This is a genomic window from Gibbsiella quercinecans (genome assembly GCF_002291425.1).
GTDB lineage: Bacteria > Pseudomonadota > Gammaproteobacteria > Enterobacterales > Enterobacteriaceae > Gibbsiella > Gibbsiella quercinecans.
The window spans coordinates 604,420-628,017 of sequence record NZ_CP014136.1 but is presented as its reverse complement, the minus strand read 5'-3'; the positions used below and the strand labels follow the sequence as shown (position 1 = coordinate 628,017).

General features: G+C 54.4%; 21 protein-coding genes and 1 pseudogene. 16 read left to right on the top strand and 6 right to left on the bottom strand.

The window, feature by feature from the left end; all coding sequences use genetic code 11:
• The first annotated feature begins 1 nt into the window (after window position 1).
• Complete coding sequence (locus ACN28Q_RS02975; protein WP_095844964.1) at window positions 2–1,420, top strand: efflux transporter outer membrane subunit; 1,419 nt, start codon at window positions 2–4, stop codon at window positions 1,418–1,420.
• Between the two features lie 45 nt (window positions 1,421–1,465).
• Here ACN28Q_RS02975 and ACN28Q_RS02970 read toward each other — a convergent pair whose 3' ends face one another.
• Window positions 1,466–2,113, bottom strand: coding sequence for a TetR/AcrR family transcriptional regulator (locus tag ACN28Q_RS02970; RefSeq protein WP_095844963.1), 648 nt, complete (start codon window positions 2,111–2,113; stop codon window positions 1,466–1,468).
• Window positions 2,114–2,295: 182 nt separating this feature from the next.
• Here ACN28Q_RS02970 and ACN28Q_RS02965 point away from each other — a divergent pair, with 182 nt between their 5' ends.
• The 3 genes from ACN28Q_RS02965 to ACN28Q_RS02955 are packed head-to-tail and all read left to right on the top strand — an operon-like array spanning window position 2,296 to window position 5,692.
• Window positions 2,296–2,955 carry an O-methyltransferase gene (locus ACN28Q_RS02965; protein WP_095844962.1) on the top strand — a complete coding sequence of 220 codons (660 nt, stop codon included), beginning with the start codon at window positions 2,296–2,298 and terminating at the stop codon, window positions 2,953–2,955.
• An 8-nt stretch (window positions 2,956–2,963) separates the two neighbouring features.
• The gene (locus ACN28Q_RS02960) at window positions 2,964–4,340 is read left to right on the top strand and encodes a hypothetical protein (RefSeq protein WP_095844961.1); all 1,377 of its coding nucleotides are present in this window, start codon (window positions 2,964–2,966) and stop codon (window positions 4,338–4,340) included.
• A 2-nt stretch (window positions 4,341–4,342) separates the two neighbouring features.
• Entirely contained in the window at window positions 4,343–5,692 is a 1,350-nt protein-coding gene (locus ACN28Q_RS02955; protein ID WP_095844960.1) for a carboxylesterase family protein, read from the top strand.
• Between the two features lie 105 nt (window positions 5,693–5,797).
• Here ACN28Q_RS02955 and ACN28Q_RS02950 read toward each other — a convergent pair whose 3' ends face one another.
• Together ACN28Q_RS02950 and ACN28Q_RS02945 are read right to left on the bottom strand one after the other, a co-directional pair.
• Window positions 5,798–7,342: a nucleoside hydrolase-like domain-containing protein gene (locus tag ACN28Q_RS02950; protein WP_095844959.1), complete on the bottom strand. Its 1,545-nt coding sequence runs from the start codon at window positions 7,340–7,342 to the stop codon at window positions 5,798–5,800.
• A 189-nt stretch (window positions 7,343–7,531) separates the two neighbouring features.
• The gene (locus ACN28Q_RS02945) at window positions 7,532–8,551 is read right to left on the bottom strand and encodes a NagC family transcriptional regulator (RefSeq protein WP_095844958.1); all 1,020 of its coding nucleotides are present in this window, start codon (window positions 8,549–8,551) and stop codon (window positions 7,532–7,534) included.
• 317 nt (window positions 8,552–8,868) lie between these two features.
• Here ACN28Q_RS02945 and ACN28Q_RS02940 point away from each other — a divergent pair, with 317 nt between their 5' ends.
• From ACN28Q_RS02940 to ACN28Q_RS02930, 3 genes are all read left to right on the top strand, one after another.
• The gene (locus ACN28Q_RS02940) at window positions 8,869–9,498 is read left to right on the top strand and encodes a TetR/AcrR family transcriptional regulator (RefSeq protein ID WP_095844957.1); all 630 of its coding nucleotides are present in this window, start codon (window positions 8,869–8,871) and stop codon (window positions 9,496–9,498) included.
• Between the two features lie 138 nt (window positions 9,499–9,636).
• The gene (locus tag ACN28Q_RS02935) at window positions 9,637–10,488 is read left to right on the top strand and encodes a TetR/AcrR family transcriptional regulator (protein ID WP_095844956.1); all 852 of its coding nucleotides are present in this window, start codon (window positions 9,637–9,639) and stop codon (window positions 10,486–10,488) included.
• A 144-nt stretch (window positions 10,489–10,632) separates the two neighbouring features.
• Window positions 10,633–10,794, top strand: a complete 162-nt coding sequence (locus ACN28Q_RS02930) for a hypothetical protein (RefSeq protein WP_165907015.1) — start codon at window positions 10,633–10,635, stop codon at window positions 10,792–10,794.
• A 408-nt stretch (window positions 10,795–11,202) separates the two neighbouring features.
• Here the strand turns inward: ACN28Q_RS02930 and ACN28Q_RS02925 are convergent, their stop codons facing one another.
• Window positions 11,203–11,532 carry a DHCW motif cupin fold protein gene (locus ACN28Q_RS02925; protein WP_095844955.1) on the bottom strand — a complete coding sequence of 110 codons (330 nt, stop codon included), beginning with the start codon at window positions 11,530–11,532 and terminating at the stop codon, window positions 11,203–11,205.
• A gap of 581 nt (window positions 11,533–12,113) precedes the next feature.
• Between ACN28Q_RS02925 and ACN28Q_RS02920 the strand changes: the two genes are divergently transcribed.
• The 5 genes and pseudogenes from ACN28Q_RS02920 (at window position 12,114) to ACN28Q_RS02900 (ending at window position 17,046) form a co-directional block, all read left to right on the top strand.
• Window positions 12,114–13,046: a nucleoside recognition domain-containing protein gene (locus tag ACN28Q_RS02920; protein ID WP_095844954.1), complete on the top strand. Its 933-nt coding sequence runs from the start codon at window positions 12,114–12,116 to the stop codon at window positions 13,044–13,046.
• 161 nt (window positions 13,047–13,207) lie between these two features.
• Window positions 13,208–13,870 carry a hypothetical protein gene (locus ACN28Q_RS02915; RefSeq protein ID WP_183096674.1) on the top strand — a complete coding sequence of 221 codons (663 nt, stop codon included), beginning with the start codon at window positions 13,208–13,210 and terminating at the stop codon, window positions 13,868–13,870.
• Between the two features lie 97 nt (window positions 13,871–13,967).
• A pseudogene (locus ACN28Q_RS02910) lies at window positions 13,968–14,143 on the top strand (oxidoreductase); the annotation flags it as partial.
• Between the two features lie 511 nt (window positions 14,144–14,654).
• On the top strand, window positions 14,655–15,485 hold the full coding sequence (gene licT, locus ACN28Q_RS02905) for a BglG family transcription antiterminator LicT (protein WP_095844953.1): 831 nt from the start codon (window positions 14,655–14,657) through the stop codon (window positions 15,483–15,485).
• Window positions 15,486–15,642: 157 nt separating this feature from the next.
• Window positions 15,643–17,046 (top strand): glycoside hydrolase family 1 protein, encoded by a 1,404-nt coding sequence (locus ACN28Q_RS02900; protein WP_095844952.1) that lies wholly within the window; start codon window positions 15,643–15,645, stop codon window positions 17,044–17,046.
• 52 nt (window positions 17,047–17,098) lie between these two features.
• On the opposite strand, the gene ACN28Q_RS02895 is transcribed toward ACN28Q_RS02900, so the two are convergent.
• A complete protein-coding gene (locus tag ACN28Q_RS02895; RefSeq protein WP_095848884.1) occupies window positions 17,099–18,508 on the bottom strand; it encodes a DUF1593 domain-containing protein in 1,410 nt (469 codons plus the stop codon).
• A 450-nt stretch (window positions 18,509–18,958) separates the two neighbouring features.
• Between ACN28Q_RS02895 and ACN28Q_RS02890 the strand changes: the two genes are divergently transcribed.
• Both ACN28Q_RS02890 and ACN28Q_RS02885 read left to right on the top strand, forming a co-directional pair.
• A complete protein-coding gene (locus tag ACN28Q_RS02890; protein WP_095844951.1) occupies window positions 18,959–20,860 on the top strand; it encodes a beta-glucoside-specific PTS transporter subunit IIABC in 1,902 nt (633 codons plus the stop codon).
• A 304-nt stretch (window positions 20,861–21,164) separates the two neighbouring features.
• Window positions 21,165–22,643 carry a carbohydrate porin gene (locus tag ACN28Q_RS02885; RefSeq protein ID WP_230469410.1) on the top strand — a complete coding sequence of 493 codons (1,479 nt, stop codon included), beginning with the start codon at window positions 21,165–21,167 and terminating at the stop codon, window positions 22,641–22,643.
• 184 nt (window positions 22,644–22,827) lie between these two features.
• Here ACN28Q_RS02885 and ACN28Q_RS02880 read toward each other — a convergent pair whose 3' ends face one another.
• Window positions 22,828–22,950, bottom strand: coding sequence for an FCD domain-containing protein (locus ACN28Q_RS02880; RefSeq protein WP_230469416.1), 123 nt, complete (start codon window positions 22,948–22,950; stop codon window positions 22,828–22,830).
• 59 nt (window positions 22,951–23,009) lie between these two features.
• On the opposite strand from ACN28Q_RS02880, the gene ACN28Q_RS02875 reads away from it, so the two are divergent.
• Together ACN28Q_RS02875 and ACN28Q_RS02870 are read left to right on the top strand one after the other, a co-directional pair.
• On the top strand, window positions 23,010–23,255 hold the full coding sequence (locus ACN28Q_RS02875) for an ABC transporter permease family protein (protein ID WP_183096587.1): 246 nt from the start codon (window positions 23,010–23,012) through the stop codon (window positions 23,253–23,255).
• 124 nt (window positions 23,256–23,379) lie between these two features.
• Window positions 23,380–23,574, top strand: coding sequence for an ATP-binding cassette domain-containing protein (locus ACN28Q_RS02870; protein ID WP_257790440.1), 195 nt, complete (start codon window positions 23,380–23,382; stop codon window positions 23,572–23,574).
• The last annotated feature ends 24 nt before the right edge of the window (window positions 23,575–23,598 follow it).

Below are 23,598 nucleotides of genomic sequence, written 5' to 3'. Positions count from 1 at the left end.
TATGAAACTGAAAAATATTGCCTTTACTCCGCTTTTTCTTGCTCTGGTGCTCAGCGGCTGCGCCGTGGGGCCCGATTATCAGCGCCCGGCTCCTACCAGCGTGCCGTTGCAGTATAAGGAAGCCAAAGGCTGGCAGCAGGCCAAACCGCAGGATCAGGCCAATAAGGGCGAATGGTGGGCGGTGTATCACGATGCCACGCTATCGTCGCTGCTCGGCCAGGTGAGCATTTCGAACCAGAACGTGGCGCAGTATGAGGCGCAATATCGCCAGGCCAAAGCGCTGGCGGCGGAATCGCGTTCTGATTTGTTCCCCACCCTCAGCGGCACCGGATCGGGCACCCGCAGCGGCAGCAAGGCCAGCAGTAGTGCCAGCCAGCGTTCCGTCAGCAACAGTTTCTCGGCAGAGGCCAGCGCCAGTTGGGAACTGGATCTGTGGGGCAAGCTGCGCCGCACGCTGGAAGAGAACAAGGCCAGCGCGCAGGCCAGCCAGGCCGAGTTGGCCAATATAACATTGAGCGCCCAGTCGGAGCTGGCGCAGGATTACTTCCAGTTGCGTATTATGGATCAGCAAATTGCCCTGTATCAGCAGAGCGTGCAGGCCTATGAACGCTATCTGCAGGTGATCAACAACAAATATCAGGCCGGCGCCGAATCACGCAGCACGCTGGCGCAGGCGCAACTGCAACTGGAGAGCGCCAGAGCCTCGGCGCTGGATTATGTTTGGCAACGGGCGCAGCTGGAACACGCGATAGCGCTGCTGATCGGCAAAACGCCGGCGGAATTCAGCCTGGCCGCCGCGCCGCTGAGCGCAACCATGCCGGCGATCCCACATGCGCTGCCATCGGAACTGTTGCAGCGCCGGCCGGATATCGCCTATGCCGAACGCAACGTAGCGGCGGCGAATGCGGCGGTGGGGGTGGCGATCGCTGGTTACTACCCGGATCTGACGTTAAGCGCCAGCGGTGGCTTCACCAGTTCGGCGCTGCATAATCTGATCTCGCTGCCGAACCGCGTCTGGTCGCTCGGGCCGGAGCTGAGCGGCACGCTGTTGGACTTTGGCGCGACGTCGGCGAAGGTGGAGCAGGCGCGCGCCGCCTATGACGCCAGCGTCGCCAGCTACCGCCAAGCGGTGCTGCAGGGCTTTACCGAGGTGGAAAACTATCTGGTGCAGTTGAATACCCTGCAGGATGAGCTGGCCGCGCAGCAGCGCGCCGCCACCGCGGCGCAGGATTCCGCCCGCGTCACACGCAACCAGTATGAGGCCGGGATGATTGATTACCTGGATGTCGCCACCACGGAAAACGCCAGCCTGAGCCAGCAGCAAAGCCTGCTGTCGCTGCAAAGCACGCAGTGGGTGGCCAGCGTGGAACTGATTGCGGCGCTGGGCGGCGGCTGGGATGCGAAAACCCTGGCGCCATAGCGGCGCCGGCGCGGCACGCCTTCCCTGATGTCAGCGGGCGTGCCGTTATGCCTGGCCTGGCTGGATGCCGCGCAGGAAAATCGCCAGCCGTTGTTTAATGTGCTCCGCTCGGCGCGCGTAGTCCGGCGCCTGTTGCGCTCTTCGGCGCGGCAGCAGCGCACCAAACACGATATCCATCAGCATCCCGGCGCAGACCTCGGGATCGTCAACCACCATACGGCCGCGTTCAGCCTCCAGCTGGAGCCACTCGATGAGCGCTTCCCGTGAGCGAATGATTTCATTTTCATAGAGATAATCGGACAGCTCGGGGAACTGGATCGATTCCCTGACGATCAAATTGAGTATCGCTTCGCGCGCCAGGGCGGTTTCCTGATCAATGTTCAGGCGGAAAATTTCGATCAGCGTTTCCAGCAGCGGCAGTGCTTCGCCCGGCGGGCGCGGCAGGGCCAGGATCAGGTGTTGTTTCTCTTGGATCACGGCGGCGAAGAGCGCCGTTTTGTTACTGAATACTTCATAGATCGAGCGCTTGGAGACTTTGGCTTTCGCCGCGATAACGGCCGTTGTGGTGTGCGCAAACCCCAGTTCGATAAAGGCCTCATAGGCCCCGGCGATGATGGACTGCCGGCGTTCCTGTTCCCCGAACACTTTGGGCCGCCCGCGTTTGGGCGCGGTTTTTTTTGGGGTGACGTCCATCCGTTCTCCTGGTGCTGGTTTTCTCATTGACAGCCTGCATCGGCTACAATATGGTACTTTTCTAGTACCATATCAGTGAGCAAGGCTTTCTTCAAGGCAGGCCCAGCCTGCGGCGAATATCGGCCGCATTTGAGCTGCCTGGGTTGCTTTGCTACGGTTAGATTAGGTAATGGAGGTTGATCATGCCAAAGGCTATTCCATCCCAGGGAACCGGGCCAAGCCCTATCCGGGATCCCCGCGTTCTTGAGGTTATCGCCCGGATGAACGCTGCGCGGCGCTTCCCGGAACCGGGCGCGTTTCAGGGCGCTGCGGGCAAGGCGCCCGAGGCCTTCGCCGATTACGGTTTTTCCATCCACCCCGATCAAGGGGATCTGATATACCTGCTGTGCCGCGGCATGGGGGCGAAACGGGTGGTGGATTTTGCGACCTCGGTCGGCATGTCGGCGCTGTATTTTGCCGCCGCGATGCGCGACAACGGCGGCGGGTTGGTGATCGGCGCGGAATATGTGCAGGCGAAGGTCGATGTGGCGCGGCGTAATCTGGCCGATGCCGGGCTGGCGGACTATGCGGATATTCGCGTGGGCGACGCACGCGAAACGCTGCGCGACCTTGGCGAACCTATCGATTTTGCGTTGATCGACGGCTGGCCGGTTGAGCAGGGGCCTTCGCTCGCTCGCCAGATCATTGAGATTATCGCGCCGCAGTTGCGCACCGGCGGCTATGTGCTGAACGATAACGCCGAGCCGGATTTCCTTGAATATATTCGCGATCCTGCTAATGGGTTTATCTCCGTCACCCTGCCGATCAAACGCGGCACGGAGCTGGCGCTGAAGGTCGGTTGAGGTCTGGTATGCAATCACGGCGGCAATTTCTGTTAACGGGCATCGGCCTGGGGGCGGCGACTCTGCTGCAACCGTTGGTAGCGGCAGCAGGCACGCCAACGGCATCGGCGCTCCGGGCTGGCGCCGGGCGGGCGGAGATCGTCTTTCCCGCCGCACTTTTCCCGCTGGACGGCTTTGCCGGCATGCACGATCCGCTGGCCGTCCGCGTGTTGCTGCTGGATGACGGCCGCCAACGCCTGAGCATCGCGGTTGTCGATCTGACCTCGATCGCCGAAGGCATGATCAGCGCGATAAAAACCATCCTGACTGAGGTGGCGGGCGTGCCGCCTGACAACACGCTGGTTTGCGCCAGCCACACCTTTTCCACTCCGCATATTTTTCCGGCCGGGCAAGCGCCCGCCGGTACGGATACCGTGCGCAATGAAGCCGCCTGGCGCGCGGTGCTTGCCGCGTTGCGCACCGCGGCGGAGCACGCCAACGCCGGTTTGCAGCCGGCCCGTTTGGGCTTTGGCGCCGGCACCAGCCGGGTGAATGTGAACCGCGATGTACCGACACCGCACGGCTGGTGGCTGGGGGCCAACGATGCCGGTTTTGCCGATCCTTTCCTCGGCGTATTGCGCATTGATGGCCGTGATGGCAAGCCGCTGGCGCTCCTGATGAACTTTGCCGTGCAGTCGTCGATTATGGACGGTTCGCAGCAGGCCGCCGGCGGGAAGTTGATTTCCGCCGATCTTGCCGGCGCCGCGGCGCGTTACGTTGAGGCACATTACGGTTCGGATACCGTTGCGCTGTTCCTGGTGGGGGCGGCTGGGGATCAGGCGCCGTATTTGCAGGCCAACCGCCACGTCGTCAACAGCGATGGCAGCGTGGGTCAAATTGATGTGCACGAAGCGGGGTTCACGCTGGTGGATTTGCTGGGCGAGCGGCTCGGCGCCGGCGTGGTGCAAGTTGCCGGGCAAATTGTGCCGGCATCCCAGGCCACGCTGGCGGTACGGCGCGCGCAGATAAACGTGGCCGCGCAAGAGATTACGCCGGAAGATCGGCCCACCGGCCCCGTTACCGCGTTCAACTATCCGCCCAGTGCCAAAACGCGTGCTGTGCCGCTCGTAATGATGCGTATTGGCGCCATGGTGTTGGTGGGAATGCAGCCAGAGCTGGCTGCCCGCGTTGGCGCACAGATCCGTGCGGCATCGCCGTATCCGCAGACCCTCGTCGCCACTATGGTCGACGGCGCGGCCAAATACCTGCCCGATGCGCAAAGCTATGCGCGTTTCACTTATGAAGCGCGCAATTCGCCCTATGCCAAAGGCGCGGCGGAAGCGGCCGCAGCGGCGATAGTGGATAAACTGAAACAAATGAAAGCCAGCAACGGCGAAGGAGAATAAAGATGCCATCACGTCGGGAATTCCTGCTTATGGGGGTATGCACCGGGGCCTTGATTGCGATTAATGTTCCTGTGTTTGCCAAAAATGGGGCTCTGCATGCGAAGAGCGCAACGGCCATCACGCAGGTATATGGCGATGGCATCCGGCTGGCGGCGGTCGCCGTGGAATACGACGTGCCGATCAACAGCGCGGATTTACAGGCGGCGAGCTTCCAGGTGGAAGGGCGGACGGTCACCGGTGTTTTCGCCAGCACCTCGGCTAATCCGGCCGATCGTGCGCAGGCAGGGCGCTTTGCGATCGTGACGCTATCGCCCGAGGATGCCAACGCCACGCTGGCCGAGAAAGTGGAGCCGCAGGGCGCGTCTGGCAAGGAGGCTGGCAAAGGGATGAAAGGCGGCGGCCCTGGCAATGCGGGGGATATTCCCACCTATGACACCGTCTACAAAACGGCGGCGGCCAAGGTGTTGCAGGCAGCGCCCGTCACGCTGGCAAACGGGGATGTGATACCTGCCAGCAGCCAGGCGCTGGCAACTACGCAGGTGGAAAACCCGATCGTTGATGATTTTCAGCCGTTGGAATTCCACGATCCAAAGACCGGCAAGCTGCTGCGTTACAACCTGTTCGTGCCGAAAGGCTATGATGCCAACAAAGCCTATCCGCTGGTGTTGTTTATGCACGATGCGGGCGCAACCAGCGATGTGACGCGGACGACGCTGTATCAGGGATTGGGGGCGATAGCCTGGGCCAGCCCGGCCGATCAGGCCAAACGGCCGTGTTTCGTTCTGGCGCCGCAGTATGCGGAAATCATCGCCGATGATGATTCAAAAACCTCCGATATGCTGGATATCACCATTACGTTGATCAAGACGCTGGCGGAGAAATACAGCATTGACCGCAACCGGCTGTATACCACCGGCCAATCCGGCGGCTGTATGATGTCGATCGCCATGGACATCAAATATCCGAGCTTCTTCGCCGCTTCGTTTTTAGTCGCTGGCCAATGGGATCCGGCGTTGGTGACGCCGCTCGCCGGGCAGAAACTGTGGATCCTGGTTTCGCAGGATGACGACAAAGCCTACCCTGGGCAGAACGCCATCACCGCCAACCTGGAGAAGGCCGGGGCGAAGATCAGCCGTGCGGTTTGGGACGGTACCTGGTCGCCGGAGCAGTTCCGCGCCGCCTTCGACAAAATTACGGCGGAGAACAACCCGATAAATTACGTGACTTTCCGCAAAGGCACCGTGATCCCGCAGGGCCAGTCCGCCGCCGGCGCCAGTGGCCATCGCAACACCTGGCGCATCGCCTACACCATTGAGCCGATTCGGGAGTGGATCTTCCGCCAGCATAAATAGGGCGGTTAGCCAGGCGGCACGATGAAAAAAGCCACGGCAAGCATGAAGGCGCCGTGGCTTTTTGTTTGGCGCAGCGAACGCTGTGCCGGTGTTGAATGCGTGCGGTTATTGCGCCGTAATGATGATGCGGCGGTAGGCGGTTAAGGCCGGGCTGCCATCGTCGGTTACGGCCAGGATAATATGTTCCGTTCCCTTATTTTTCACCTGCACGTCTATCGTCTCTTTGCCATTCGCCCCTAATGCCAGCACCTGTGGTTTTTGCAGGAAATCTTCTCCCGACTTGCCGACGATCTGATCCATCGTCACCTGGTGGGAAATCGAGGAGGTGGCTTCCGGGTAGAGGATCCAGTTATAGCTAAGTTTATCGCCATCTGGATCGTGGCTTCCTTTCGCGCTCAGCTTGACGGTTTCCCCAACGTGGGCGGTGATGTTGAGCACCTCTTTGCCGGTTTTACCGTTCACTACGACCAGCGGATTATGGTTGGCTGAGGCGTAGTCCTTTATGCTCCAGTCCATTCTGGCAGCGAAGTCATGCTGGAATGCGGTGCGCCAACGCCAGATGGTCGCCTGATTAGAGGTGTATTGCTGGCCGTCGCTGCCGATGACCGTATCCGCCGCGTTGGGGTTGCCTGGGAAGAAATCGCCGCCGTTGCTCCAGATCGGGCGGGTTTCACCCTGCGGCTGGCGCACAATGTAGCGGCCGCCCCAGCCACCCCAGCCGGGGTTCATCTCGCTGTTGAGGCCATTGCGGATCAGGCCGAGAAACGCCGGTGTGTCGCCTTCCATAATAAAGGCATATTGCAGATAGCCTTTCCCCAACGGCCCTTTGCTGCGGATGTTTTTGTCCAGCCAGCTTTGCGAAACCGTGGTGAAATCTGCGCCGGGCGCATTGCGGTAATATTTGTCGCCGCTGATGCCGGTCCAGGTGGCGCGGGCGTAGTCTTCCCCGTTTTGGCTGGATGGATCGACGATATAAGTGATCTGCGGGTAGTGCTGCCTGACCCACGCCCCAGCATCGTCTTGATCGGAGATGGAATAGACCACCAGGTTCCGCGTCAGGGCATCAACTTGCGCCGCCGGGTGTTTTTTCGACAGATCGATCAGCGCCTGCGCCAAGGTGTTGGCGCCGCCCCAGAGGTTAATGAAGAGCGGGTGGGCTGGATCGCTGCTTTTCTCAATCGACTTCAGCAACAAATCCGAACCCTGGGTATTTTTCCCTTCCCCGGTAGCGGCCATGCCGTAAGCCGGCTGGCCGGAGGCGATCAGCGTTTTCAGCAACGAAGCGGCAGGGTAGTGCGGATCGTGTTTCAGCAGGTTCGGTTGCACCTCGGCGTAGTGGTTCACCACCAGCTCAATCATATCAGGATGCACCTTTTCCCGTTGCCAGGTGGAGGTGGTGGCGACCAGGCCTTCAACGTTCAGCTCGTTGCTATAGAGCAGAAAACGGGTGAGCGACATTTGGTCGTCCGGCTCGTTACCAATATCGCTCAGGATGAAAACGCGCGGCTTTTCCTGGTAGGGCAGGGTTTTGCCGGCGATCTGCTGCATAGACTCATTGGCAACCGCGGCGGCAGGCAGCGCCGCAGTGAACAACACCGGGGCGATAAGCAACAGACCTTTGGTGATGGCGTTGTGCGTTACTTTGATCATTGGGAACCTCATGGCTAATGAAATCAATGAATTATTTTTCTTTGTGAGGCGATGAATAGCGGATGAGGACACATTAGTTAACAGTGGAAACAAAGTAAAAAATAAAAATCATTTTTGCTAATTGAATCACAAAAAAGAGATCTGCCGCCGGGGCGCAATGCCATAGCAGGAAGGGGCTCTGCGGCGTGTTTAAAGCAGGGTGGCGGTGATGGCGTCTGAACTGAGCTGAACCAGCCCGACCATACTGTAGTTGTAGCTGGCTTTCATGTATTCCAGGCGGATGGTGTTGATATGCTCGCTGGGGTTTTCACGCAATAGGCGATGGGTGATCGGCATGATCAAATCTGCGTAGTCTTCAAACAGCTCGCCGGTCAGGATCACGCGTTTAATATTGTGTATCGGCGCGGTACAGCAGATGGCAAAAAAGAGCGCTTCGGCCGTGCGTTGCGCGGATTGTTGCGGCGCGGCGGGATCGAACAAAAAGGCGTTTTCCAGCCCGGAAGCATAGGGCAAATGGACGATTTCAGGATAGAAACCGTTGTCGCCCAGGCCCGGCTGGCCGTTGATGCAATAACCAAACCCCAGGCTGCCGAAGCCCGGCATAAATGCCACCCAGGATTCGCGGGAATGGGTACGCTTATTGATCATGTAACATGAGCACCAGGCGATATTGACGATCTGCGTTGCAATGCCGCTGTGGCTGCAAATAATATCGCGCAGGTTGATATTGCGCTCTTCCAGCACCGGGCACCACCTCACGACGCCGGAGTGTTGTTCGATCCCGCCCTGCAACGCCACGCCAAGGGCTTTTACCTGTTCGCGCGCCACATTTGCCTGGGCGCATAGCTCGGCCGCCAGCACATCGAGCATTTCAGCCAGGCGTTGCGCGCTCATCGGGCCGCTCAACGGATAGTTTGCCGTGGCCAGCGCTGGCCGGGTGGTGTTGTAATCGTTGAGCGAGGCTTGCAGGCCATAGGTTCTGATCATGACATTGATGCTAAACAGGCTGCCGGTTTTTACGGCCAGCAACTGTTGCGGGCGCCCCAGCGGAGCGTCTTTCACGTCACATTCTTCGATGATACCGTCGCTGAGCAACGCCGCAGTCAGCTTGGTCATATAGGCGCGGGTGATATTCAATGTTTTGGTCATGGCGACCCGCGAGGCTGGGGTGCTATGCAGAATATTCAGAATTTGCTGTTTGTAGTCCATGATCAGCCCCGCATGGTAGAAGCGTATAGCCAATACCTTAGCATTTTATTCTCACACAGTGCGTTGTTGTAGAATCATTTTCTTTCGTATTACCAACAAATATTTTAACATTTTCCAAAGCTGAGAGGGGGTTATTAATAACTGAACCATGTGGTATAGTTTATCTTTGTTGCGTTTATGAGAACATTTGTCCACGACATGATGCATGTCTTAACGTTGGCCGTATTAGCGTGGCATAATGGTTTATAAACTGTACTGTTTAGTTATGGCGTTCGTTTTGCTGATGATAAACGCTTCAGCAGACCCAAGGAGATTGCATGAGAACATTAACAGAAGAACGGCGAGAGGCCATCATTGCCGCCGCTGCGCAGGTTTTCCAGGAGATCGGCTATGAGCGCGCTTCAATGAATGAAGTCGCCAAGCGTGTCGGTGGCTCTAAGGCGACCCTGTATAACTATTTTTCATCGAAAGAAGAGCTGTTTGAAACGGTAGTCCGTAAATTCAGCGCAAATTTTTTGACGGAAGCGGCTGCCGAGTTGGTGGCCCCTGGCAGTGAAAAACTCTCGCTTGAGCAAAAGATTACCCGCTTTGGCGAACGGATGCTTCAGGTGCTTACCGGCGACAATCAGGCGTTGCAGATTTACCGTGTGGTGGTGGGCGAGGCCGGGCATTCCGATATTGGCGAACGTTTTCGCGAGGCCGGCATTCGGCAAAGCATGGAAGCGCTGGCCGAGGTCATGAGAGAAGCCATGCAAAAAGGTGAGCTGACTGAAGGTGAGCCGATGCTGCGAGCAAAACAATTTACCGCCCTGGTTAAATCGGAGACGGATACGCTCCTCTTTGAGCGCGAACTGCCGCGTTTTACCAACGCGAAAATCAAGCAAATGGTCAAAGGTGCCGTCCGGTTATTTTTGAACGGCGCAATACCGCGGGAAGAGAATAAATAATCATTACCCGAGATCGCTCTGTTTTCCCCATCGCCTGTCTGCGCATTATGGCACCCACATCCCTCTGAATAGGCCAGCCCTCGGCCTTTCAGAGTTGGCACTCTTCACCCTGTATGATCTGCCTTTACGGTTCAGGCCATGGGGCCATTTCACCTTCTCCACTTTGCGAAAGCGCGGGCACAATTCTTAGGCAAACCCCTTGCCGATACCAGAGAACGCCGGATGATCAAGGCGATATTGATTATAACTGTACGGGGTGGTTTTTCGTTGCTATCATCGCTTTGCCAAAAAAATGTTTCTGGATTTAGGGTTTCTTTACATTCAGCAACAACGGAGGAGAGCATGAGAAAGGGCTCGGATATCCTGAGGGAACACATCATCACTGAGGCGGCTGCGATACTTCAAAGCCAGGGGTATGAGGCATTAACATTCCGGCTGTTGGCTTCCCGCTTGGGCTGCGTCGAGCGGGCGTTGCTTAACCATTTTGCCCATCCAGAGGAGCTGCTTACGGCGGTGATCCGCACCTATGCCACCCGGCATTTAACGCAGGCCGTATCCGTGATATCCGACACGCAGAGTTATCCGTTGCGTACCATGCTCACCCGTTTTGGCGTGCGGATGCTGCTTGTGCTGCAAGACGATCGGGATGCGCTGGATATCTATCGCCGTGTTTTATCCGATGCCGCATGCACGAATATTGGTTTGCTTTTTTATGAAGCGGGTTTTCGCGATGCGCTGGAAAAACTCACACAAGCGCTGGATATCGCTATGGTTCGCCGGGAAATCCGGCTGGGCGATCCGCGTATAATGGCCCAACAGCTACTCTCGCTTTTCTTCGCCGTCGGTGAAATACGCCTGCTGGAGCGGGAGCCCGAACCCATCAACCTGTGCCAGATAAGAAAAATGGTTCGCGAAGCGGTGCACGTGTTCCTGTACGGTGCCGCGGTGAGGCCTGACGCGACAAGAGGGCGCGCCAAAGGGGGGGAATGAGCATGGCATCCGTGCCGGATTGCATTAATGGCCGATTGATATTCAATGCTGGTGTAAAGTAGGATTTATGGCGACCAGCCTGGTGCCCCCGAATTTGACCACCGGAGCAGCGATGCGAACAGTCTGAGAAAAAGGGCGATATAGATGATGGAACTGCTTGATTTGATCTCCGATATATTAATGTATTGGCCAGGGAGAAAGAAAAAAAGAGATTATAAAAACAAAAGGTTATTGGATATTAAATACAAGCCTATCGTTCCCATAATGAAAGATAAAAGTAATGATGATAATGCTAATACGTTGTGATTTTATATATCTTTCCCGGCACTTAAGTAGCCAGGTCAGGAAAGTAGTTGCAAAAGTTTCTGTCGCCGCCTTATAAAAATGAGCCGCTCTTTAACCGGAGTAGCTTAGGTTATCTCCCTCACAGGCCGTGGTGCTGCCGCTCCGTGGATATTTTCTCATGTTATTTCAGCACGACAGGGCGATAATACTGTTTGCGAAATTTCTGTGTCTGATAAAGGAAAATAGGGGAAATCACGCTTGGCAAAAAGAGGATATTATGGATTCGGTAAGATACAACTAAGTAATTATCTGCAGATATATCCAGTATCAGGAAAAATAGCGAAAGATGAAACAGAAAGACAACAGCAATTGAGAGGCCCCTTGCTGGAGGGCCATGTCACACACGTCTTCGGTGAAGGCGGATTTTACTTAGTCTACGATGAACAATCTTGCACCATTTGGTGCAGATGAATGATGGGCTTCAGCGTTATCGGCTACCTGATAGCTCACGCCTGGTGTTAAAATAAAAGTACGCCCATCATCCAATTTTGTGTGCAGCTCGCCTTTAAGGCATAGCAGTATATGGCCTTTTTTACACCAATGATCGGCGACATATCCTTCAGAATATTCAACAAATCTGACTCTTATATTACCGAAGTTCTGTGTTCTCCATAAAGCAAACCCGATATCACCAGAATGTTTGGTTGGCTCGATTTCTGACCAGTTTGTAATGCCGAACGGGAGATTATCTATATTCATATGTTTTACCATTGATAGTGGGGTTATAGTTTTATAACTAACATGGAATTATAAATAAGTCTATGCTTCTATCGTCCCTCTCCGAGTGATAGCCAATTTTTATAAAAAAAATTTAAATAAAATAGATGATATCCACTATTACCATCTGTGAAAGTGTCGTGCTAATAAAAGTATATGCATGCTTGAAGGTTTTTTTGACTATGATTTGACGGATTCTTTATATTTTTATCTAAATTATGGATGCAAGAAAATGAGTTCGAGGCTGAACTTCGCATTCTCGTGAATTCCTTCAGGAAGCACGTAAACTGGCTACATGTATCGGGGTGGTGGCGGCTCAGCCGGTATGCAGCACAGCTGTAATCCTGGCGTTGGTAAAGCAACGCTATGGTGCGCCGCTTGGCTAATGATCAACTGCGAACACGGCCTCTCTGTGCACAGAAAGCCGGCTGGTTGCATCAGGCCGTAATTATCGGCCTGAAGTTGTGTTTCCCTTCGTTAAAAAAATGGCACCCTCTGTTTAATCCCGCATGATGGTGCTAAGGTACGCGTTCAATAAATAAGTGGCCCGAAAGAGTTTGGTCATGGACGTAATCGGAATCATCATCTCAGCGGGGAAATCCTCCGTTGATGTCGCGCTGTATACGCTACTCCCCATCATGGTCGTGATGCTGGTCATCATGAAATTTCTCGAAGTCAAAGGCGTTTTGGACGTCGTCGTTAAGTGGATGACGCCCTTGCTGCGGCCCTTCGGGCTTAGCGGTATGAGCACTTTTGCCATGATTCAGCTTAACTTCGTGAGTTTTGCCGCGCCGCTTGCGACGCTATCGATCATGGAGAAGCGTGGGGTATCCGACCGCCATCTGGCGGCGACGTTGGCGATGGTTTTCGCGATGGGGCAGGGCAATACGTTTTATCCGTTAACGCCTTTCGGCTTGCACTGGGGCGCCGCGATCGTGATCTCCATCATCGGTGGGTTGAGTGCGGCAGCGTTGACCTACCACTGGCTGGGACGAAAACTGTCAATGGCGGAAGGCGCCCGTCTAGAGGCGGCGCGACCAGAAGAGCAAACGGCCCGCGGGATTATCGGGATTATCAATGGCGCAGGTTCAGACGCCATCCGGCTGGCGATGGGCTCGGTGCCGATGCTGCTCTTATCGATGGTGATCGTAGGCATGCTGACAGCGGTTGGGGTGGTGAGTGGGTTGGAGCATTTGCTGTCGCCGCTGCTGGCGGCGATGGGGATCCCAGAGGTATTCGTTATGCCGACGCTGGTGAAATGTCTGGCAGGCGGCACCGCCTACTTTGGCGTGATTTCTGATCTGGTTCAGCAAGGCAAAATTACCGCTAGCCAAATTAACGCCTCTTCAGGGCTGTTGGTACAAACTTTTGATTTACCTGGGATTGGCATTTTTCTCGGTGTCGGCTCGCGATTCACCCGGGTTTTCCGCTATGCCGCACCGGGCGCGATGTTCGGCATTTTAGTGCGTACGCTTCTGCATCTGGCACTTTTTTAATACAGCAGCGGTGAGGGCGTGTTGCTATCAGAAAGATGTGAGGGGGATATTCATTTTGTCTGGTTTTTGTTAAGACCATCAGCCTGACATTCATCTCAATATCGTTATCAGTTATGATGTTAACCAAGTCACAAAAAATCTGATAGGAAGATGTTGCCAACATGATTAACCGTTTCACTCTGATTGCCATCACCGCTGCGCTTACGTTGACCGGATGTGCGAAGATCACCGCGGCAACTTCAGCGGCCAAGTCCTCGGTGAGTGCAGTATTGACCCCGGCGGAAGCTAAAATTGTCGATTTTTCTACCGGACCTACGCTGGTCAGCGTTACTCATGTTGCCACGCCGGCAGACGATGGTGAACCGATCTACGTCACGGTTGATGGTATTGATGCGGGTATTCTTGCTATTGGCCAAACCGTTGAGTTGCACGTCAGTGAGGGCAAACATAAAATCGGTGGTTATGCTCGTTCTTTAGTGGGCCGTGTGACCATTCCTGCGGTAGAGGTGACGACGGAGCCGCACACCAAGCAGCACGTCAATTATGCCATAACGCGTAAAACGCCTAAATTCACCGTTGGGCCGTCTACGAAAGTGATCGTAAGCGCCCCGGTTGCTGCTGCAACGGCGCCGGCGGCGACTCCGGCCGCAACAACCACGCCCTCAACGACAACGGCTCCGGCCGTAACAACCACGCCAGAAACGACATCCACACCCGCAGCAACCACGCCGACGACGACCACGACGCCAGCAACAACATCAACGCCAACAACCACCTCGGTGCCAGAAACGACTACACCGGCAGCGACGACCACCACCGAATAGCGTCAATGGCAAGGTGCGTCGTCGTTGTTCGATGAAATCTTGATATGCGCCCTGCTAATACCGCAGGGCAGCATATGAGGATCAGGAGGATGAAACGATGCCTTTGAATCCAACCATTGCGCTTATTTGGCCGGGCGCTATTGGCACGACCATTGCCGCGGCGCTGCATGAGGTGGTACGCCACGCCTTTGCGGGCGTACTGCGCATTCGCAGTTGAAACTGCGCTACGATGGCGGCCAGATTATTGTCCCTGGGCCGGTGCTTACCCATCCTACCATCCCGGCTAGACGCGGGGTTTGTGCATTGGGAACGTCTGCGCTAACGGTCAGTTCCTTCCACTTTTCAACGTCTTTATGCATGGCATCAAGTTTGGCCCGTATCAATGGGTAGGCATCGCTGACAAGCGTCGGCATGAATCACTGCCGGGGTCTTCGCTTCGGTGCAGGTTTTTAAAATGTGGGTAAAGCCGTTGGGCGGTAGTTCATGATTATCATCACAGTTCCTTGAGAGGGCACTTGAGCCTGCCGGCGTGATTGGTTATAACAACCTACTGGACGGACGTTATCAGATAACTCTGAGCGAAACCTGATTGCGTTGAAACCATTATGGCTTCAACGCAATCAGGTTTTTTTTGTCTTTTTTGTGATGCTATGGGCTGGAAAGCCGAGACTGGTGCTGTAACCAGGTAGCAAATTGCAGGCAAAGGGTATGCGTTCTGAATGCAATGGATGAGTCGTTCAGATGATAAATTTTGTGAAAAAGGTCACGTAGAAAGATGGCTGCAATGATAGTAGATAAAATACTTAGCAATAACGCGGTCCTACTCACCAATGCGAAGCACGAAGAGATCGTGGCGATCGGGCGCGGTATTGGCTTTGGTAAAAAGCCGGGCGATAGCGTGGACGCCAGAGAGATTGAGAGCCAGTTCGTGAAAAAATCCGAGGGGCTGGCCGATGTTTTTTCCCAACTGCTGGCTGAGATCCCCCCGGCATATCTAGCCGTCACGCAGCGCATCATCAACCTGGCGCAGCAGCGGCTGGCGATTACGGTACATGACACGCTTTTTCTGGCGCTCAGCGACCATATTAATTTCGCCATTCAGCGCCTAACCAACGGGCTAGTGATAAAGAACTTTTTGCTGTGGGACATTAAACGCTTTTATGCCGAGGAATTTGCCGTCGGGCTGGAAGCGCTGGCGCTGATCGAGCAGGCGCTGAATATCACGTTGCCACAGGATGAAGCCGGATTTATTGCTTTGCACCTGGCCAATGCTAAAAATAACAGTGATATGCAAAGCACAATGCACAGCGCGACCATCATTAAAGATGTCCTGAGCATCCTGCAGTATGACCTGAAGATAACGTATGATGAGGAGTCGCTGGACTACCAGCGTTTTGTCACTCATCTCAAATTTTTCGCCCTGCGCCTGCTGAATCGAAAAACCGTGATGCACGGCGATGACAGCATATATCAAGGGATCACCGAAATGATGCCGACAGCCTACGCCTGCGCAAAGAAGATCTATCACTACGTGGATAAAAATTATGGTTGCCAGCTCACCACCGATGAGTTGATGTTTCTGACTATCCATATTAATCGCCTTAACGGCGGTTAATGCTATTATCAGGTCACTACAGGGCGTAACTGAACCAATCAGGCGAAACCTGCTTCCGCACCGGCATTCAAATCTGCCGGTGCGGAAGCGGGTTTTTTTGTTTTTAGGCCTCCCCTGACTGCGGGCAGGTGAATTGAAGATAAAGGAGAACGTAACAATGAATATGGCATTCCCTGAAGGATTTTTGTGGGGCGGTTCGATTGCGGCCAACCAGGTAGAGGGCGCGTGGAATGAAGCGGGGAAGGGGATTTCCACCTCCGATCTGCAGCCGCAGGGCATCCACGGTAAGGTAGTGGAGCGCGACGGGGTCAGCAGCGGGGTGAAAGATGTGGCTATCGATTTTTATCACCGTTATCCGGAAGATGTGAAGCTATTTGCTGAAATGGGGTTCAGCGTGCTGCGTACTTCCATTGCCTGGACGCGTATCTATCCCGAAGGGGATGAAACCCAGCCAAATGAAGCGGGGCTGGCGTTCTATGACCGCCTGTTCGATGAAATGGCGCGCTATGGTATTCAGCCGCTGATCACTCTGTCCCACTATGAAATGCCCTATGGCTTAGTAAAAAAATACGACGGCTGGGGCGGCCGCGAAGTGATTGCGCTGTTTGAGCGCTATGCGCGTACGGTATTTACCCGCTATCGCGATAAAGTGAAATACTGGCTGACGTTCAACGAGATCAATATGGCGCTGCATGCGCCGTTCACCGGCGTCGGGCTGGCGGGTGAGAGAAGCAAGCAGGAGATTTATCAGGCGATTCATCATCAGTTGGTAGCCAGCGCCCGCGCGGTTAAAGCCTGCCATGAGATTATCCCGGATGCCAAAATCGGCAGTATGCTGCTGGGCGGCATTCGCTATCCCATTACCTGCAAACCGGAGGACGTACTGAAGGCGCAGAGCGTTAATCGCGACTGGTTGTTCTTTGGTGACGTACAGGCCCGGGGCGCCTATCCGGCATGGATCCAGCGTTTCTTCCGCGAAAACGACATCGCGTTGAATATGACCGCACAGGATGCGGCCGACCTGAAAGAGACTGTGGATTTTATCTCTTTCAGCTATTATATGAGCGGCTGTGCGGCAGCGCAGCCGGAGCTGTATCAAAGTTCACGCACCAATATTATGCGTATGATCCCCAACCCGCATCTGCAAAGCTCGGAATGGGGCTGGCAGATTGATCCGAAGGGGCTGCGCTTCCTGCTTAACGAGCTGCATGACCGTTACCTGAAACCGCTGTTTATTGTCGAAAACGGCCTTGGCGCGAAAGACGTTCCGGCGGAAGATGGCTCGATTCAGGATGATTACCGCATCCAGTATCTGCAGGCGCATCTGGTACAGGTCAGAGAAGCCATCGAAGATGGCGTCAAGCTGCTGGGTTACGCCTGCTGGGGGCCGATCGATCTGGTCAGCGCCGGCACCGCTCAGATGTCCAAGCGTTATGGTTTTATCTACGTTGACCGTGATGATGAGGGTAACGGTTCGCTGGAGCGCCACCGTAAAAAGAGCTTCTTCTGGTATCGCGATGTGATCGGCAGCAACGGCGCCAGTTTGAACGATCCGTTCTGATAGCCGCAGTGCAGCACGCCTGGGCACCATGCGGTCCCCAAGCGTGCTGCTGTTATGGCGTTACCGTGACAATAGCGCGGCGATAAGAGAACATTGACGGTGTGCCGTCGTCCTGCACCTGCAGGATGATATGGAACGGCGTTGGCGTTTTCACCGCCGGTGCGGTAAAGCTCAGTTCCTCGCTTTCGCTCTTTTCCAGTTTCAGTTCCGGACTGAAGTGGATATTCATGGCGGTAGCCGTTGGCTCTTTATACTGCCACCAGCGGTAGCTAAGGCGATTGTTATCGACATCGTGCGACCCCTGCGCTGTTAACTTAACCACCGCGCCCGCCTTCACTTGCAGCGTGACGATCCCCCGTCCCGGCTGTCCATTAAGAACCAACTGCGGGTTGTGGTTGGTTTGCTTCACGTCTGGGTTGACGCTCCACTGCATGCGCGCGGCAAAATCATTCTGATAAGCTTCGCGCCAGCGCCAGATAGTTGCGCTGGCGGTGCGGTGATTTTTGCCATCAATGCCCATCACTGTGTCGGAAGTGCTGGTGCGCAGCCCGCTGCGGCTATCGGGAGTAACCGCAGCATAGCGCCCGCCCCAACCGCCATATTCAGGATGTTCTGGGGCATTCAGCCCGTTTTGCAGCAAATAGAGAAACGAAGGCGTATCACCTTCCATCGTGTATTCAATTGCTGGATAGGCCGCGCCCAGCGGGCCCTGGTTGCGGATGTGTTTATCAAGCCAGCTATTGTTCACCTGGCTCATATCGCCGCCCTCGGCAAAGCGCGACGACATACCGCTCCAGGTGGCGATAAAGTAGTCATTCCAGGCGTGAATACTGGTGATATAGCGCAGCGTGGGGAACTGAGCGCGGATCCACTCGCCGGTATTATCCTGATCGGAAATCGCATAGACGCGGATTTTGCTGACAAAGGTGTCAAGCTCTTCAGCACTGCGCGTGGCGCGCACGTCATATAACGCCTGTGCGAGATCCACTGCACCGCCCCAGACATTGATCCACAGGGGGCGCGTATCGGGTTTATCTACAGACTGAATAATCAGCGCCGAGGCGGCGGTTGATTTCCCCGAGCCAACATAATCCATGCCGTAACCGGCGCGGCCGGCCCGCACTACCGCCCTTAGCTTGGCGGCACTTGGATAGCCTGCCGCGTGCTGGCGCAGATTGGGCAGTGCGAGTTCATAGGCGTCAATTCGCTTAAGCATCATTTCCGGATTAACCCGATCCCGCAGCCAGGTTGAGGTCGTGGCAATCAGCCCCTCAACGTTGAATTCATTGCTGTACACCAGGAAGCGTACCAGCGACTGCGAGTCGTCTGGCTCATTACCAATGTCGGACAAAATCAGAATCCGCGTTTTCTCCTGCTCCGGCTGTACCGGGGCGGCGAGGGCGCAGGCGCTGGAAAGGGTACACGCGAGCAGCGCACTGAGTAGTGGGTTTAGCGGGGCCATAATATTTTCTCTGAAGGGAATCGCCAAAAACAAAAAAACCTGCTTTCTGTTGCCGGGTAGCAACAGAAAGCAGGTTTCGCCGATAAATCATGTAACGTCCTGTGGGGGTAGTTATAAGAACAGGATGGAGCCGGAGCAACCAGTATTCTTGATAAATGTGACGCAGGCACAGTATTTAACGCTTTTCTTCGCGCAGCGGAATTAAAATTTAGTGATGATTTTCACAAAAATGAATATTTTAATGGCGTTTCCCCGAGAGTATTGTTAAAAAAGGCATTCGTCAGGACGTAACCAGAATTTTTTGGGCGAAACCTGGATAAAGCAGTGTGTTTTTCCACACTATTTTATCCAGGTTTTTTTTTGCTTTTTTTCCTGCTGGCCAGCGGATACAGGCAACGATCGCATAATGCACTGGCAATTACTGTCGTATGTAAAACGGGAATTATCATCATGAATACTGAAGTGCTGGCAGGAAATATTCTTAAGTTAGTGGGTGGGGAGAACAACGTTGCTACGTTGGTGCATTGCGCCACCCGGCTACGCTTTAAAATTATCGACAACAGCAAGGTCAACCAAGCGGAACTGGAAGCGCTGGACGGCGTTATCACCGTGGTCAAAGGCTCCGGCCAACTGCAGGTAGTGATCGGTAACCGAGTGCCGGACGTATTTCGCGCCATTGGTGCGATTTCCGGGCTGCTGGGCGAAAATAAAGCCAAACAAGTGGCGCCAGAGCAGAAAAACAACACTTCACTACTGGGGCGGCTGATCGATCTGGTGGCGGGGATTTTCACCCCGTTGCTGGGGGCGATGGCCGCAGCCGGGGTACTAAAAGGCGTGCTGGCGATAGTGCTGGCGGCAGGCTGGATGACCAACGACGAAAGTACCTATGTTATTTTACATGCGGCATCAGATAGCCTGTTCTATTTCCTGCCGATGCTGCTGGCGATTACCTCGGCACGTAAATTTGAAACCAATATTTTTGTCGCGGTCTCGATCGCCGGAGCTTTGATTTATCCCAGCATTCAGCAGTTATTTACTGCGGGTAATCCGGTAACCTTTTTTGGCCTGCCGGTGATGATGATGAAATATACCGGTACGGTGATCCCGATTATTTTCAGCGTTTGGCTAATGTCGATTTTTGAACGTTTCCTTAACCGCCATATTCACGAAAGCGTGCGTAATATTCTGACACCGTTCTTCCTGTTAACGCTGATGGTGCCGCTGACATTAATGACTATTGGGCCGATTGGTGTCTCGGTCAGTGAGTTTGTTGCCTCGCTGTTTGTCACCATTTATAGCATTAACCCGATTATTGCCAGTGCGTTAATGGCTGCGGCCTGGCAAGTGTTAGTGATTTTCGGCATACATTGGGGCTTCGTGACGGTCTTTATTAACGACATATCGGTGATGGGCCACAGCTACCTGAAGGCGGCGTCCAGTCCGTCGGTATTTGCTCAGTCTGGTGCCTTGCTGGCCGTGATGCTGCGCACAAAAGATAAAAAACTGAAAGCGCTGGCGGGAAGTAGTTTTATTGCCTCGTTATTCGGTATCACCGAGCCGGGTGTTTATGGCGTGACGCTGAAACTGAAGAAACCGTTTATCTGTGCGGTCATTGCCGCTGGGTTCGGCGGAGCCATCGCGGGCTATGCCAAAAGTTCGGCGATTTCAATGGGCATGCCGGGGCTGCTAACCCTGCCAATCTTCTACGGTGAAGGTTTTATCGGCTTTATTATTGGCTGCATCGTGGCATTTGCCGCCAGTTTGGTACTGACGTTGCTGGTCGGGTTCGATGATCCCGCACAGCAGCCCGCCCCCCAGCCCACATCTTCTGCGCCCACACCAGGGGAAAAATGCACCGTAACCGGCGAAACGACGGCGGCAAACGCCGCGCAGGTGGTGGACGAGCAGATTGTCGCGCCGATTTCCGGCATGGTGATCCCACTGACGGCGGTAGATGACAAAGTTTTTTCATCGGGAATTGTCGGACAGGGCTTCGCCATTGTTCCGGATGAAGGCCGGGTTTATGCGCCGGTTGATGGCCATATCGCCAGTACCTTCGCTAGCGGTCATGCCATCGGCATCAGTTCCACCGGCGGTGCGGAGATATTGATCCACGTGGGCATTAATACTGTTCAACTGGAGGGGCAGTATTTCCATATGCAGGTGAAAGAGGGTGAGGCGGTGAAAAAGGGACAGCTCTTGTTAACGTTCGATCTCGATGAGATTAAGCATGCGGGTTATGACACGGTGACGCCGGTAGTCGTTACCAATAGCGGAGCATGGCGCGAACTGCATATTAGCGATAAACCACATTCTCGCTTTGGCGAACCGGTGATGGCGCTGTCACTGTGAATAAAGCTGATAAATAGAGTCAGTTGCGGCGAGCGTGGTTTTCGTCGCAGTAAATAAAACGATACTGATAATTTAATTTATCCATCCCTTCAGGACGTAACTGATTTAATTCAGGCGAGACCTGCAACTGGCGGAAGTCATATTCGCTGGCTGCGGGTCTTTTTTTGTGGGGATGCAATATCTAGGGGAAATGATGAAAGCGAAGCAACAGAATTATAAAAAAACTATTATCGCGGCGGTTTTATTATCTTGTTATGCCGTCAGTGGTGAAGTTATAGCGCAAAAGTTAACGCTGGAACAGCGTATGGAAATGCTGGAAGCGCAACTGCGCGCCACCCAGCAGAAACTGCAGGCCTATGAGGATAAAGCGCTGGCGCAGCAGCAGACTATCGCCACTGCGGCCCCGGCTGCATCCGCCTCGCCTGCGGCGTTGGCTGCTGCCTCTGGCGCTCCGGCTGCGCAGCCGGAACTGTCGCCTGATACGCTGAAAAAAATCAGCCAATATGTGCAAGATGATACCGGATTTAAATACTCCGGTTATTTCCGTTCCGGCTGGGCCACCACGACTAACGGCGGGCCGAAGTCTTGGGCGGTGGGTTCACTGGGGCGCTTCGGTAATGAATATGACGGCTGGTATAATTTGTCGCTAAAAAAACGCGCGTGGCGTGAAGGTGACAAATCAATCTGGGCCAATGTGCAGTTTGAAGGTGACTTAGGCCTGACCCAGAGTAATGAAAGTTTTGAAAAGGGGATGTCCGGTGGCGGAATGGGGAAACTCAGCAAACTGTATGTGGAAGGTAAAGGTCTGCTGCCATTCGCGCCGGAAGCATCGGTGTGGATCGGTAAACACACGCTGCCGCAGTATGAAATTCAACTGCTGGACTGGAAAAGCAACCGTACGCTCTCTGGCGCTGGCATTGGGATAGAAAACTGGGCGTTGCCGGTGGGCTCGCTGAGTATGGCTCTGACGCGCAACGACATTGATAACTACAGCACGGTGTGCGTGGCTGGTTCTTCAACCTGCAGCGATACCACCCAGGTCAACGTTAATATCGCAGAGGTTCGCTACAAAAATCTGCCGATAACCGATGATGTTACGCTGGAGCTAGGGGCGAAATATGTCTTCGCCAATCAGACCGACGAACAGAAAGAAGCGCAAGCGGATAACGATTACTACCAGGTAAAATCCTCCTGGCTGGGCCAGGCGATTTTGCGTAATCCGCTGCTCAACGGCACCAATGAGCTGACGCTGCAGGTGGCCGATAATTCGCTGGGCAGCCAGTTTATGAACATCTCCAACGCTAACCCAGACTTCGATTACAACAGCTCATACTACGGAATTCACAGTGGCGGCATCGGCTGGCGGCTGGTGAACCAGGGCGAGGTTTATCTGAGCGATAAGATCATTATGGCGCACTCCCTGGTGTATGGTCGCGGCCACGATCTCTATTCCACTTATACTGGTGCGCACACCGATTTTGAAACGGCGCGTGTGGTGATTCGCCCGTCGTGGATCTGGAGCCGTAATATGCAGACTGCGCTAGAACTGGGCTACTTTAACCAGCAGAATCGCGTAAATAATCTCAGTTTTGATGAATCCGGTTATAAAGTGACGCTGGCGCAAGTATTTAAGGTGGATACCAGCATTCTCAATTCACGCCCGGAAATCCGTTTATATACTACGTATCTGAAAGCGCTGGAAAACGAGATCGACAATACCACCTTTAATGATGGTAAAGACTATCAGATCAGCTTAGGCGTACAGGCAGAAGTGGTGTTCTGATTTCACGCGGTGAGAAAAATCCTGAGCTCTCCGCCGTCCCGGTGGAGAGCCTTTATCGTTATCGGTAATCCCTATCAGTAGTACGTGCTTGAAGCGCCAACTGGCGGAACGGCATGAGGAGACTGATCTTACCCACGTAAAGTGGGCACATCGCTATGCGCAAGCCGTAACAGTGTGAACATTCTTAACCCGCCCAGTCACCCACCATATGGCTGAGGTGTTTTTTCATCAGTTGGCCGGTTAATTCCGTGTCGCCTGCCAGCATCGCATCAAGGATGGGTTGATGTTCCTCAGCGGATTTAACCAGACCGCCACTTTCGCGTAGTGCTTTCAGGCCATACTGACGCGACAGGCCAACTGATTGGAATGCTCAAAACCACCTCGCTGGTCAGCGTAATTGCGATGCAGGATCTGCTTTATTCAGCACAGCTGATTTACACCAACAACTTTCAAACCATCTCGCTGCTGATCGTGGCCTTGCTCTGGTATCTAGTGCTGACCACGGTGCTTTCTGTGCTGCAACACTACCTGGAAAAATACTTCGCCAAGAGTGAACAGCGCTCCAGCGTCACCGCATCAGTTACGCAGGATCAACCGGAAAAGAGTTGTTGATATGGCCACAACCTATTCACCCGTTATGCCAAGCCAGTTCGCCGTTGTGGCAAGGGGTATCGAAAAATCGTATGGCGATCTCTCGGTGGTGAACTGTATCGATCTGATCGTGTAGTATGGCCGTGTGTGTTGCATCCTGGGGCCATCGGGTTTCGGTAAAAGCACCTTTCTGCGTTGTATGAATCATCTGGAGCGCATCGATCGCGGCCTGTTGCAGGTTGGCGGCGAAATGGTGGACTACCGCGAACATCACGGTAAATTGTATGAGATGAAAAAGTCTGAAGTGGCGCGCCAGCCTGCTGGAACAGCATACGGCTGAATTGGCCCAGTTGGATTCCATTGA